Annotated in this window: 5 protein-coding genes; 3 read left to right on the top strand and 2 right to left on the bottom strand. The window is 35.7% G+C overall.

The features are described from left to right. Positions 1–84 precede the first annotated feature (84 nt). The 3 genes from NNH57_RS20030 to NNH57_RS20020 all read left to right on the top strand — a co-directional run bounded on the left by NNH57_RS20030 (position 85) and on the right by NNH57_RS20020 (position 9,950). Positions 85–4,851 carry a hypothetical protein gene (locus NNH57_RS20030; RefSeq protein ID WP_074409509.1) on the top strand — a complete coding sequence of 1,589 codons (4,767 nt, stop codon included), beginning with the start codon at positions 85–87 and terminating at the stop codon, positions 4,849–4,851. 85 nt (positions 4,852–4,936) lie between these two features. Further along, on the top strand, positions 4,937–7,000 hold the full coding sequence (locus NNH57_RS20025) for a fibronectin type III domain-containing protein (protein ID WP_108807969.1): 2,064 nt from the start codon (positions 4,937–4,939) through the stop codon (positions 6,998–7,000). A gap of 4 nt (positions 7,001–7,004) precedes the next feature. Beyond that, positions 7,005–9,950, top strand: coding sequence for a T9SS type A sorting domain-containing protein (locus NNH57_RS20020; protein WP_108807970.1), 2,946 nt, complete (start codon positions 7,005–7,007; stop codon positions 9,948–9,950). Positions 9,951–10,062: 112 nt separating this feature from the next. On the opposite strand, the gene NNH57_RS20015 is transcribed toward NNH57_RS20020, so the two are convergent. Together NNH57_RS20015 and NNH57_RS20010 are read right to left on the bottom strand one after the other, a co-directional pair. Next, positions 10,063–11,403 carry a RagB/SusD family nutrient uptake outer membrane protein gene (locus tag NNH57_RS20015; protein ID WP_074409506.1) on the bottom strand — a complete coding sequence of 447 codons (1,341 nt, stop codon included), beginning with the start codon at positions 11,401–11,403 and terminating at the stop codon, positions 10,063–10,065. Between the two features lie 12 nt (positions 11,404–11,415). After that, positions 11,416–14,352 (bottom strand): SusC/RagA family TonB-linked outer membrane protein, encoded by a 2,937-nt coding sequence (locus NNH57_RS20010; protein ID WP_074409505.1) that lies wholly within the window; start codon positions 14,350–14,352, stop codon positions 11,416–11,418. Between the last annotated feature and the right edge of the window lie 167 nt (positions 14,353–14,519).

The raw sequence follows: 14,519 nt of genomic DNA, 5'->3' as shown, positions 1-14,519 counted from the left end.
CTGCGCTTGCCAAAGTCCTTTTAAAAACTGGGATTATAATTTACTCTTCGACAAGCTCAGAGTGACACAGTAATTTTAACAAATATGAAACCATACTACCTACTTATACTCACCTTACTCCTATCGTTCCATATAGTTGCGAACACAGGAGATAAAGACACCAAAAAACCGGTTTCAGAAGAAACAACTACCGCACCATTACCTCCCGTAATGATGCGCCGTTCGTTTGCGAATCTGGACGCCAAAATCGAGAAAGATATAAAGCGGTTAGTCAAAAAAACTACTGTAAAAGAATTTGCTCCAGATGAGTTATATACCCGTTTTGAAAGTGATACAGTAGCAAATAACCTTAGAACAAAAGCCAAAAGTGTAATTGACACGCTAGTTGCAGGAAATAAATTTTTAGAAAGCCTTACCGATTATATCACTGGTGAAACTCCTGTAACCTTACCCATAGGAATAAAGAAAGAGATAGGTAGCTCAGAATTTATTATGGGAGTTAGCCAGATTAAAATAGGTAAAGAGTATTCTGAGTTGGAAATATTTGTTCGTATCAAACTTCCACAAATAGATAAAACCGGTAAACAACGGGAATTATTTTTTGGAGCCAGTAGAGTAAAACTATCACATAAAGGTGGTTTGTTTGGTGATGCAGATTTGGTATTGCTCGGCGATGTAGGCATTCCGTTTCAAGGAAAGAATATATTAATGGTTCTTAAAGGAGGTTTTGATCTCAAAACGGGGGGTCTAGATAAAAAAACCTATGTCACTATCGATTGTGATGGATTTAAAGAACTAGGACTAGCTGTAGATGTAGAGTTTTCCAGAAAAAAAATACTCCCTGTAAAAGCTGATAATACAATTGACAATTCTACCATTGGTAAAACAAATATTAAGAAAAAGGTAACGACTAGTTTTGAAGTTGTTGCTACTGATTGGAATGATATTTTGGTAGAAGTTACGCTCCCTAGGTTTCAGGTGCCCAAACTAAAAAACACCATTTTTGAGTTAAATACTGCCATCTTTGATTTTAGTGACACTCGAAATTCACCAAATATGCAATGGCCTACTGATGATTATCAACAAACCTATTTGATTTCTGGTGAAGAAGATTTATGGCGAGGTGTATATGTAGAATCTGTTACAATAGTCCTTCCTCCACAATTTCAAAGAAAAGGAAGTGACAAACGCATTTCCTTTGGGGCAGAAAAAATGTTGATTGACAACAATGGAGTTTCAGGAACTTTTAAGGGCGAAAATATACTTCCTCTTAATACAGGAAATGCAGATGGATGGCAATTCTCGGTAGATAGGATTCAGTTAAGCTTCGTCGCAGGAGATTTATCGGGAGCCGGTTTTGGTGGTGCAATGGTATTGCCCGTTACTACAGAAACTGTTTCTGGTACACATACAAAAATAACTAAAGACGAAAACGGAAAAGAAAAAAGTGAATTAATAGCTCTCGACTACGAATCTAACAGTACTACCGTATTAGTATATAATGCGCTAATTGATCCTGTTAACGAAGAGTATGTGCTTAATGCCAGTCCGGCAAACAATATTGCATTTGATATTTTTAAAGCCAAAGCCACGCTCACCGAAAACAGTTATATAGAACTCCGGCTTAGTGAAGGAAAATTTAGACCCAAAGCTCTTTTACATGGTAATATGGCGATTAAAGGATCTAATGATGGCTCTACCTCTGCTACAGCAACTGCAGATTTTGAAGGGATTACTTTTCAAGATTTCCAATTACAGACGATAAGCCCAATTATCAAAATTGGTCATGCAGGCTATACAGGTGAAGTTAAGGTAGCCAATTTTCCTGTAACCATATCAGAAATTGGGATTAGAGCAAAAGATAATATTGCAGCATTAGATTTTACTATTGCAATTAACCTGATGGATAATGCCGGCTTTAGTGGTAATGCAAGCTTATCTATTGAGGGAGATCTAAAACAAGGTGATGGGTTTGAAAAATGGAAATTTAAACGAGTAAAACTTCGGCGCGTGGAGATTGCAGCCGATATGGGCTTCAAAATAGAAGGTTTTGTAGAATTTAGAGACGATGATCCTGTATATGGTGATGGATTTGCTGGAATGGTCAAAGCCACTTTTACAGGAGGAATTGCTGTGACCATTAGTGCTACCTTTGGAAAAACAGATTATAGATATTGGTATATAGATGGATTGGTCGAAGGATTAACTATTCCTATTCCTCCAGTATTTGCAATTACCGGATTTGGCGGTGGTGCCTCCTATCGAATGAAAAAAGATGGATTTAGTTCTAATATAGGGATAGGGTCTTCTGGGCTCAATTATGTACCAGATAGAGACTCTGGATTGACAGTAAAAGCCATGATGCTATTCTCTATAACCAAAGGAGAAAGTTTGGTCAACGGTGGGTTTGGTTTCGAAATGGCTTTCAATAGGCATGGAGGAATCAATAGGGTTAGCCTTTATGGAGAAGCTCACTTACTACAAATCCCTGGTTTTGATGATGCAGGAGATGAAATATCAGAAAATTTTGGTGGGATCGTAGAAAATGAATCAGGAATGCCAGATGCTGTAGAGAATCAACTCAAAGAAACCGATCTTATCGGAGCATCCAAAGCTATTTATCCTGCAGTAATGGCGGGTCAAAAAGGCCTCAATGCCTATATGGCCATAGAATTTGATTTTACAGCAAAAACATTTCATGGCACTTTTGAACTATACATTGATATAATCGGTGGTGTATTTAAAGGAGTAGGACCAGGAGGACGTGCTGCCTGGGCGGTAATACATTTTGGACCAGGAGAATGGTACATTCATATTGGTACTCCGACGGATCCAATCGGAGTTAAAATCGGAATAGGAAGTGTCGCATTAACATCTAAAAGTTATTTTATGATGGGGGATTATATGCCTCCATCCCCTCCTCCTCCTCCACAGGTAGCAAAGATACTTGGATTAGACGCAAGTACTCTCGATTATATGAGGGATGAAAATGCACTAGCGGGTGGTCGTGGAGTAGCCTTTGGCGCAAGTCTGGAGTTTGACACTGGAGATATGAACTTCTTAATGTTTTATGCCCGATTTAATGCAGGTTTCGGTTTTGATATTATGGTCAAAGATTATGGAGATGCTATGTGTAAAGGTAGTGGTCAAATAGGTGTAAATGGTTGGTATGCCAACGGGCAAAGTTATGTGTATCTACAAGGTTCTATGGGAATTAGTTTTAAGCTTTTCGGTAAACGAAGAAGAATTCCGATTATAGAAGCAGGAGCAGCTACATTAATGCAAGCAAAACTACCTAATCCAGTTTGGTTTAGAGGATATCTTGGAGGGTATTATAATCTATTGGGAGGACTGGTAAAAGGAAGTTTCAGGTTTGAGATGCAGTTTGGTAAAGAATGTGAACTTATTAGTGGAGGATCTCCTCTCGGGGATATCAAAATCATTGCTGATATATCTCCTCGTGATAAAATCAAAGAAGTAGATGTATTTGCAGTACCTCAGGTCGCATTTAATATGAAAATAGGTAGTTCTATAAAAGTTGAAGATGAAGAATATAAAGTACACTATTATCGTTTTAAGCTAGATGATTTTTGGATAAAAGACGATAAAGGTTCAATCCTGGTGGGTGAACAAACATTGAATAGTAGTAATGATCTTTTAAGTTTTACATCTAGTGAAATTCTACCTCCAAAAACTACTATGAGTTTATATGTATCAGTAACCTTCGAAGAGAAAGTTAATGGAAAATGGATACCCGTTGTTTATAATGGTGAAATACTAAAAGAAGAGGAAAACACCACATTTACGACAGGAACAGCCCCGGATTATATTCCAAAAACTAATATTGCATATTCATATCCTGTAATTGGACAAAAATATTTCTTTCCAAAAGAATATAATAAAGGATATGTAAAGCTAAAAAGAGGACAAGCCTATTTATTTAACTTGGATGCTGGATGGTCTCAGCGTTCCTATTTTACAGATGAATATGATATGGCTATTGAGAGTTCTGTATCTTATAATGCAGGAGATAAAAAAGTGATGATTCCTTTACCAGACATCGAAAATACTAAAGAATATTCGTTGAAACTACTTACACTACCCCCTAGTGCAACTTCGAGTACGGTAAAAGAAAAGTATACAACTGCCGGGGATGGCGAAAATACAGTCGAAATAAAAAATGTAAGTATTGATGGGCTCACCACAAATCCTGAAACTATAGAGATGTTGTCCTATGAGTTTAACACTAGTAAATTCAATAGTTTTAGTGAAAAAATCAAAGGGAAAAAATATAGGAATACCTTTAGAGAAACACTTACCATGAGGATTCATAAACTGAGAATGGTGGTAAAAAATTCGGAACCTTTTGATGAAATTGATCTTACAGGAAATCAATATACTGAGCAGAAACCATTAATTCGGGCAGAAGCGGTATTAGATGATAATTATTATAAAAATGAAATCTATCCTTTGATTTATAAAGGGTACCCTCTTAAACCAGAATTTACAGTTGATAGGGATGAATCGATATTAGGAGTGCCCCCAACAAAAGGAATGGATGAATTGACTTGGTATCAAACATATTTAGAAGCGGCTCCGGATAGTCATTTCTTAAAAGAGCGAATGCCATATAGTTATAATCTACCGTATTATTATCATGAAGATTTTATTGATATTGTATATAATATCGTTAATGCAAATTTGACCAATCCAAATCCAAAATACGATTATATTATAAATGCTAAATTTCCGCATATCAAAAAAGGGAAATACCCTGCAAGATATCAATATGTATTACCTGGGGGTATTACAGGCACAAGTAGTAATGTTAATTACATTAATCCAGATTAGTTTTGAAATAGAATAAAAATAGAAACAGTATCAGGCTTGAGCATCTCGAAACCCGTATCAAAACCGAAAGTTGAAAAACATAAAAATGAACAAAAAAATAGGAATAGTAATAATCATACTTCTCTTCGTACAAAAGTTCTCTTTTGCTCAATCCAAAGAACAATTACCTGAAGTAAAAGTTATAGCAAGAACACAAGAAGATAGAATCTTGTTGCGCTGGACCCTAAACACCCCTATAGCATGGCGTAAAGGAAATCGCTATGGGTACACACTAGAGCGGTATACCATTTCTCGAGATCGAAAAACATTACCCACTCCTGAAAAATTGATCATCGGTCAAAAGTTCATGCCTGTCTCTATGATGGAATGGGAAGGTATTGCAGAAAGCAGTGATAATGGTGCTATTATGGCACAGGCATTATGGGGAGAAAGTTTTGTGGTCGAGGGAGGAGCAGGCCTTGCTTCTATTATAAACCGTGCAGAAGAACAACAGCAACGTTTTGCTTTTGGATTATATGCCGCAGACCAAGACTTTGAAATCGCTAAAAAAGCAGGATTGGGATATATTGATACCAATGTAAAACCTAATGAAAAATACCTGTACAAAGTAATTTCTAATATTCCCGAATTTGAATTAAAAACCAAAGAAGGAGGAGTATATATTGGAATTATTGATTATGAACCTCTACCAGAACCTGTAGACTTTGTTGGAGTTTTTCAGAATGGAAATACCTTATTAAGCTGGGATTCTAAATTGTTGAAAAACACATATAATAGTTATATCATCGAACGCTCTGAAAACGGAAGTACTTTTAAGAGGTTAGGAGATATTCCTTATGCTGCAATCAATAAAGAAAAATCAGAAAATGATCGCACTCTCTATATTGATTCTATTTCAAATAATAAGAATTATACATATAGAATTAAAGGAGTCTCTTCTTTTGGTGAAATAGGCCCTGCTTCTAATGTAGTTTCTGGAGAAGGGAAAAAAGTATTGAAATTTGTTCCGCACCTAAAAACAAAACATATCACATCTGAAAGTGACGTAGAACTCACTTGGACTTTCCCAGAAGAGGGAAATCATGACATTACAGGATTTACATTAAAACGGTCTGATACAGATCGTGGAGCATATAAACCGGTAGTGTCCAATATTCCTCCAACTGCGAGAAAAGTGAGGTATACTAAATTAAGAGCTACCAATTATTTTAAAATAACCGCAAATGGTAAAAATAATAATCAACGAGATTCCTTTTCTATGCTGGTGCAACCCATAGATTCTATCCCGCCAGAAAAACCTATAGGCTTAGAAGGAAAAGTAGATAGTACAGGTGTTGTACAACTACAATGGAAGCCTAATACCGAAGAGGATCTTATGGGGTATAGGGTATACCGGGGAAATCTACAACACGAAGAATATTCTCAATTAACAGAATCTCCTCATGAAAATTACACATTTATAGATACTGTAAAAGTAAAAAGTTTAAATACTAAAGTATATTATAAAATTATAGCTGTAGATCAACGGTATAACATGTCTGAACCTTCAGAAACATTGGAATTGGTAAAACCAGATGTGATCCCTCCTACTTCACCTGTTTTTAAATCGTATAACATCAAAGATGGAGTAGTAACTCTGGAGTGGGCCAATAGTTCTAGTGAAGATGTAGAAGCTCATTATATCTATAGAAAAGGAAAAGGGGATCTAGATTGGAGTCTGATATTTCAAAGTCCAAAATTTAAAAATACAACCTATAATGATATCAAAGTAGAACAAGGAAAATACTATAGTTATACGATACTTGCCAGAGACCAAAGTGGTCTAGAGTCTACTCCTGCTCCGCCGGTATCTGTTATTGTTCCAAAAACAACATTAAAGTCTGTTGTAAAAGGGTTTTATGCAACCATAAATGAAATTGACAAAACCATCGTATTAACCTGGAACTATAAAGGAGCAGAAATTGCCGAGTTTGAATTATACAGAGCTTATAACGAAAATCCTTCGTCACTTTATAGAGTATTGCCCGCGGGAATAAAACGATTTGTGGATACTGGGCTTACGATTAATTCTAATTATACCTATATTATTAGAGCCATATTTAATGATGGCACCTATTCTAAGTATAGTACAACCAAAGTAAAGTACTAAGATTATGAAAAAGAAAATATTTTTTTTGTTGCTAGTATTAATATCCATTACAGGATTATCGCAAACATATACTGCAACAGTAAATTATTCTAAAGCTCAATGCCATGCAGGATCACTAGATTGGAGTTTTGGAGGAGATAGTACAACTATAGATTCTGGTGGAATAACTAGTGGTAATAGTTCCAGAACATATACTACTATTCCTAACTATAATAGTTTCTATGTATCTTATGACTCAGGTTGTGAGCCTCTCAGACCAACCGATCCTGACTGTTCCAGAAATGGTTCTAAAAGCAAAACAGCTTCCGAACTATTATTGGGTCAGATATTGAGTGCTGGTGGTTGTGGAGGATCTGTAAGAGTCAATGGTATACTCCCCAACATCACAAGCATACAAAGACAAGGTTCTGGAGATGAGTTGTGTATGGGAGAAAACATTAATATGCTTGCGTTTCCACCAGGATTTCCTAAGGAAGCTTATAATTGGCAATATTCTCTAGATGGCATTACTTGGAAAGATACGGGGGTACAAAATCGCCAATTAACGACAACTATACAACAAATAATGGCTCCTACTCCACCACCGAGTGTTGCTACAGATATTCACTTTAGATTAGGTCGTAATACTAATGTTCCCTTTTCAGGAACATATATTGCAAAATATTCTCCATGCACCCCTGTTCTAACTAGTGTAGATCCACAAAACACATCTTGCCCAGATAGTACCGATGGTTGGTTTAAACTATGGTTTAATGAACAAGTACCTGCCGGAGGTGGATATATGGATCTTCAATTATTTAATGTCACCTTAGATCCTAATGGTGTTTTTGTAGCACAGAAATTTCAGTATTCTTTTAATGCCTCTGGTTCAGTATTCTTTTATGATTGGAAACCTGGAAACATTGTACCCCCTGGAGATTATACGATAAAATATCAATATAGAAATGCAAACGGTGATCCAAGGGGTACCGGAGGAACTATTCCTATTACAATTAATGCATCAACAGCGGTTACTTTCAATACTGATCACACCAATCCTTCCTGTACCGTAGGTCAAGGACCTACTAATGATGGGAGTATTATTATTAACAATGTTTCTAATGGAACACCTCCTTACTTTTATGAAATCAATGGTGATGGCAATTGGATTTCCTTTACAGGAACCAGTGTGAGTATTCCCAAAAGCTCAGGAAATTATGATATCAAAGTACGGGATGTAAATCAATGTCCTGGCACATCGGGAGGAAATAGTGTTATAACCGAAATCATTGATCCTGCTGCTTCTGCTATTGTTATTACCAAAACAGATGAGGCATCTACTACTTATAATGGAGCTAATAATGGGTATGCCAATGCAACCATAACAGGAGGAACTCCTCTTAGTAATGGGTCTTATACTTTTAGCTGGGAAAATTCATCAGGAGCAAATGTGACGGGTGGATCCGGAGTGGCACAATCAGGGCCTGATCGATATGAAATCAATCTTCCAAATCTATCAGCAGATACCTATACCTTAACTATTACCGATGATAAAGGATGCTCGACAACCAGTGATTTTGTAATTAATGAACCTCCTATATTAGAATTTATAACAACCGAAAAAAATGATGTTAGCTGTGGAGATAATGATCAAACTAATAATGATGGTATAATCAAAGCTACTGTACAGGGTGGGCTACCCGATTATCAATATCAGGTATTGCTTAGAAATAATACCGGTACTTTTGAACCTTTTGGGAGTCCTGTAATACTAGGGACTGCTCAGGAATTCGTAGCTTCTGGATTATCTGGTGGTATATATCGTGTGCAAGTCAAAGATAACCTGCAGGATGCTAGCAACACTAATCCATTATTAATCTCAGGTGATATCGAGATTATACAGCCTGATCCTTTTTTTATTCAAAACATAGATACTACCGAAGCATTATGTATAGGACAAGCTTCTGGGAGTATTTCTCTAGATATCATTGGAGGAACAGGAGCTTACACGATTAACATGGCAAAAGATGGAGATCCAGGATTCAACAAAGTAATCAATGCTATCCCAAATAACAGTACGGATTTTGTGATCAATGATCTTAGTCAGGGAGTCTACACCCTTACTGTACAAGATCAAAACGGATGTGATATCATAAATCCAATATTAGAAAGAATTATAACCATATCTGATCCATCAGTACTATGGAATATCTATCTGGGTTCAAATACAATGTTATGCAAAGGACAATCTCATACTGTAGATGCAACCATAGCAGATCCCTTAGCAACATACCTCTGGGAAGCCGATAATGGATTTAGCGCAACCACACCAAAGGTCACCTTATCAGAAACAGGATTATACACCATTACTGCAACCACAGGATTAGGGTGCCAAATCAATAGCAGCATACAAATTACAACTACACAAACCCCTATTACACCAGAATTTGTTGTACCCTCAGATATTTTTGTAGATGAATCTTTTGTAATTGTCGACGTAAGTAACCCTTCTCCTATTACAGTAGAATGGATCATTCCTAATAATGCAGAGATAATAGAGTCTACCAGAGAATATGCAGAAATCAAATTCACAGAAAAAGGAAGCTTTGATATCACACTACTAACTACCAATGCAATTGGATGTCAAGAATCATATACCAAAAATATAACAATAAGAGAACGTGCTTTTAAAGAGGAAACAGAAGGAAAAGAAAAACTAAAAACATATAAAATTTTCCCTAATCCTACTCGTGGAAACTTTATTGCCGAACTAACCTTTAAAGAACGAACTCCTATTGACATAAAGCTGTTTAATGTAACTAATAATAGTGTCCTGTATAGATATCAAAATGATGGTGCGTCAGAATACAATATCCCTTTCAATTTAGAAGGTAATTTATCATCAGGAATCTATTTTCTATTACTAGAAATTCCAGGAAAAACTCATGTTAGAAAAGTAGTAATAGAATAAAGTGAAAATATCAAACAATAACTGAATGATTATTTTCCAAATTAGTGAGAAGTGTAGTCTTATCAAAAAAAACGCCGCAAAAATTGCGGCGTTTACTATCTTAAAAGATTAGTTATTCATTTTCTGATAATGGAATAGGAAGTATATTAAATACTTGATCTCCAGCTCTATCAACAGGTAATGTATTAGATAAACTATATCTTCTTAAATCAAACATTCTATGGTTTTCTGCCCATAAAGAATATCTTCTCTGATTTAACATCTCAGTAGTTAAAGCATCTGCAGTTACTGCTCCCGAGTAATTTGGTAAACCTGCTGCATTCCTAATAACATCTAATGCAGTTACTGCATCTGCAAGATTATTAGCTAATATACTTGCTTCTGCATAAACCAAAATTAACTCTTCATTTCTAATAATATCTATTGGCGTAACATTAGTAGCATATAACCTAGTCTCATGAGTCCCTGTAAGACCATCTTGAACACTAGGATCAGGTCTAACAGCAGTTTTTGTAGTAACTCTTGTATCTCCTGCTTCTGCATCATTAATCCAACTATCATGCACTATAATTTGATCTCCATTGTTTGGTTCTGTTGCAGATACCGACGCTACTCTAAATACAGGGTTGGCACGGTCATTTCCTCCTCCTAATCCAAAGACGTACTTTGGTCCAGTAGTCAAACCAGCGGTAAGGCTAAAAAATGAACTCGATAATAATGTTAAAGAACTGCCTCCATCTCCGGCATAAACAGCTGCTATTGCTGCTACCGCTCTATTAAATGAAGCAAATGTACTTGGTGTATCAAAATCAGCAAATCCACTACTTAAAGTAAATGCAAAAGTGCTTCCTGCGTTACTTAAATCTGTATTCGCTTCATCTAATAAACTTCTCACTGCAGCTAATGCTGCATCAAATCCTAAAACCGGACCTAAATTATCTGGATCAGAAATATCTACTCTAGCGGTTCCATAAGATTTCAAGATCTGAATTAATTCATAAGCCTTCACTGTTTTTGCATATCCCAAATATCCAGACTTTTCTTCTTCTGAAACTGCATTAGTATTGGCTACAGCCTCTATCAAAAGACTAGCATTTTTGACACATCTGTAGCTTCCATTCCATTGTGTTGTACTATAAAAAGAATTATTATCTAAGGCCACTCCATCTTTTCCTAATAAATTTCCTGTATTTCTAGGATCAGCATCAAATAAATAAAGTTCGCGTGCCATAGTACCACTCGCTGTAACTTCTACACCTAATCCATTTCTTGAAGTAGATTCTACTCCTGTTGCAAGTTCATTTAATTGTTTTTTTGATGCACCATTAGTAACTCCTACAACACTTGGGCCATTTGGGTCTACAACTTCGTCTATAGTACATGAAGTTATTAATAAAGCAAAAAGTGCTCCGATAATAGTATACTTCATCTTAATTTTAAATATATTTTTCATCATGTGCTTGTATTAAAAATTAACATTTAAATGAAAGTAAAATTGCTGTGAACTAGGGAATGGAGTTACCTCAATTCCACTTGATAATCCTGCTCCTCCATTTACTGAAACTTCTGGATCATAACTACTATAATCTGTAATGGTAAACAGATTTCTAGCAGATACTCCTAATTTTATACCTTCAACAGACTCTCCTAACCAATTACTAACTGTTTTTGAAGGAAGTCTATAGTATATTGCAGCTTCTCTTAATCTTAAATAACCAGCTGGTTCAACAAATCGTAAAGCATCAGCAGTTGAAGCCAAACGTGCCTGTCCTTCTGCAGTTTCTAAATCTGGAGACGTTCCTCCTAAATCTGTTAAAAATCTCGATAAGTTTAAGTTATTACCTCCCTTTTTCCACTGCAAAAGAAATGAAACATCCCATTGCTTAAGTATCGTTAATTGATTATTAAAAGCCATCTGAAAATCAGGCTCTACATTCCCTACTTGGGTTAACGTCCCATTAACATTTCCTACTAACTGTGTTACTGGTTTTCCTTCTTCAATATAAAAAGTACCTAAACCTGTACCAAAACCAGCTCCTGGTTGTGCAAATGCAGGAACATCTAATCGGGTAATCTCTGATCTGTTTAGATAAAATTGCACTCCTGTATTCCAACGGAAATTATCTCCATCAAATACATCTCCTCTCACAGCTAATTCTACACCTTCATTCTTAAGATCTGCCAAATTTGTAGTTTCTGTAGTAAAACCAGAGGAAGCAGGTAGTGATCTAGAAAGAATCAGATCTTTCACGTTTTTATGATAATATGTTGCCTCTAAAGAAACTCTGCTATTCAGCAATCCAAGATCAAAACCAACCTCGAATTCTGAAGCAGTTTCTGGCTCTACATCTGGATCCCCTTTTAAACCAGCAACAGATGTTCCTCCATTACCTCCAGTATTTGAAGATCCTAAACTTGTAAATGTAGCTCCAAAAGCAGCTGGGTTTCCAGTTTCTCCATACGCAGCTCTAACTTTAAATTGATTAATCGCTTCTACAGTCCAAAAATCTAAATTTGCAATGTTTACTGCCAAAGAAGCTTTTGGAAATCCATATAACTTATTAGGATCTCCATTTCTTGAAGATTTATCTAATCTATATCCTAAAGTCGCTATAAATTGATCTTTATAATTTCCTTCTACCTGAGCAAAATATCCAAAATCTTTTTCACTTGAAAAGAACTGGTCTATTACCTGGTTTACCGATTGATCTACATTGGTTTGTCCTCCTGTTAAATCAGAACCCCGACTATTTACCAAATTAGATTTCTGATTTAAATAAGTAATACCAAATTGTGTAGTCAAATCCAAATCACCATTAAGTGAGGTATTGTTCCAAACGGCTATCGCCTGAGCATTGAACTGTGTGAAATTGTTTTTTCCTTGTGCAACAAACCCTTCTTGATTTCCAACTTGAGCTTGGTGTGTTTCTGGCACATACACATAGGTTTCATTTGCCAAATAATCAACCCCTCCATTAAGAATAAGTCGAATTCTATTATTCTCTCTGGTAAACAGTTTAGTATTCAATTTGAATCCTTGTATGATTCTGTTATTTGAATCTTCATTTTTTGCCTGATCTCTTACAAAAATTGGATTCCCAGGATAATTAGGGTTATTTGGATAGTTACCATCAGCATCAGGATATAAACTATTCCATGGACGAGTAAATGCTAATGTATATCCATAACTTAATCCTCCTTCGTTTTCATTTCCTGTAAAACTTCTACTAGAATTACTTCTTACATAGTTTGTAGTAGAAGTAAAATCAAATACATCAGAAATACGATGATCTATGTTAGTTCTTAACGATAATCTATCAAATCCTGTGTTTTTGATAATCCCTTCTTCATCTCTATAGGATCCTCCTACATAAAACTTGGTCTTCTCATTACCTCCTGTAGCATTTATTCTGGTATCGGTTATAAAACCTGTATTACCATAAATTTCATCTTCATAATCATAAAGCCCTCCATTAGAAGCTATAGTAGCATTATATTTATCTCTTTCTGCTGCATTAAAAGTAGATTCTACAGATGCTGCAGTCCAGGGTCTTAATCCCAATTTATTTTGAATAACATTAACTCCTGTATCCTGGCTAAAGCTTATTTTTGTTTTACCACCTTTTCCTCTTTTGGTAGTAATAATAACAACACCGGCATTACCACGTTGTCCATAAATAGCAGCTGCAGAAGATCCTTTTAAAACCTCAATGTTTTCAATATCATTAGGATCCAAATCCGCTAGTCTATTTCCAGAATTTTCTTCATTCCCTCTGTTTCCTCCTGAGGCAAATCGTAATCCAGATGGAATTTCTACATTATTTATATATACTCCATCTACAATAACCAAAGGCTGATTGTTACCGTTTATAGAAGAAACTCCTCTTAATCTCAATGCGAATCCTCCTCCAGGTGCACCTGAAGATGAAGTAATATTTACACCTGTAACTTTACCATATAAAGCTCCATCTACAGTAGTTTGCCCTGTATTTCCAACTAATTCTTCTGAAGAAACCGTTGAAACGGCATTAGCTAAGTTCGCTCTTTTTATAGATGAACCTAGTCCTGTTACTACCACTTCTTCTAATGATTCTGTAGACTCGGCTACTTGAATCGTAATATTTCCTGCAGTTGCTACAGGCACCGTTTTTTCTGCAAATCCTAATGCAAATACTTTTAAATTTACTGGCAAACTACTTACGGTAATACTAAAGTTACCATCAATGTCACTAGAGGTACCATTATCTGTTCCTTCTTCAATAATATTCATAAAAGGAGCTCCTTCGCCAGTGCCCTCAACGACCACTTTTCCCGTAATGGTCTCCTGAGCCAACAACAAAGTCGGAACAAAAATTAGTAATAGCAAAATCTTCATTTTGCAAAAATGATTGTGTTTTTTCATAATGATCTGTTTAAATGTTTGGTTAAATCTATTAAAAGATATTGATAAAACAATGTTAAAACTAACAATTGTTCGCATAAAAATGACCAAAATAGCACCTATACCAATTAAAATATTATAAAATACATGGCAATTTTAAATATTTCAAACTCTTAACAAAATTGTTT

The sequence above is a fragment of the Aquimarina spinulae genome, assembly GCF_943373825.1.
GTDB classification, from domain to species: Bacteria; Bacteroidota; Bacteroidia; order Flavobacteriales; family Flavobacteriaceae; genus Aquimarina; species Aquimarina spinulae.
This window is presented reverse-complemented; position numbering and strand designations above follow the sequence as displayed.

Excerpts from the sequence above, each read along its gene's own strand:
- NNH57_RS20030 (WP_074409509.1), top strand. The coding sequence starts at position 85 with ATGAAACCATACTACCTACTTATACTCACCTTACTCCTATCGTTCCAT.
- NNH57_RS20015 (WP_074409506.1), bottom strand. The coding sequence starts at position 11,403 with ATGAAAAATATATTTAAAATTAAGATGAAGTATACTATTATCGGAGCA.
- NNH57_RS20010 (WP_074409505.1), bottom strand. The coding sequence starts at position 14,352 with ATGAAAAAACACAATCATTTTTGCAAAATGAAGATTTTGCTATTACTA.
- NNH57_RS20025 (WP_108807969.1), top strand. The coding sequence starts at position 4,937 with ATGAACAAAAAAATAGGAATAGTAATAATCATACTTCTCTTCGTACAA.
- NNH57_RS20020 (WP_108807970.1), top strand. The coding sequence starts at position 7,005 with ATGAAAAAGAAAATATTTTTTTTGTTGCTAGTATTAATATCCATTACA.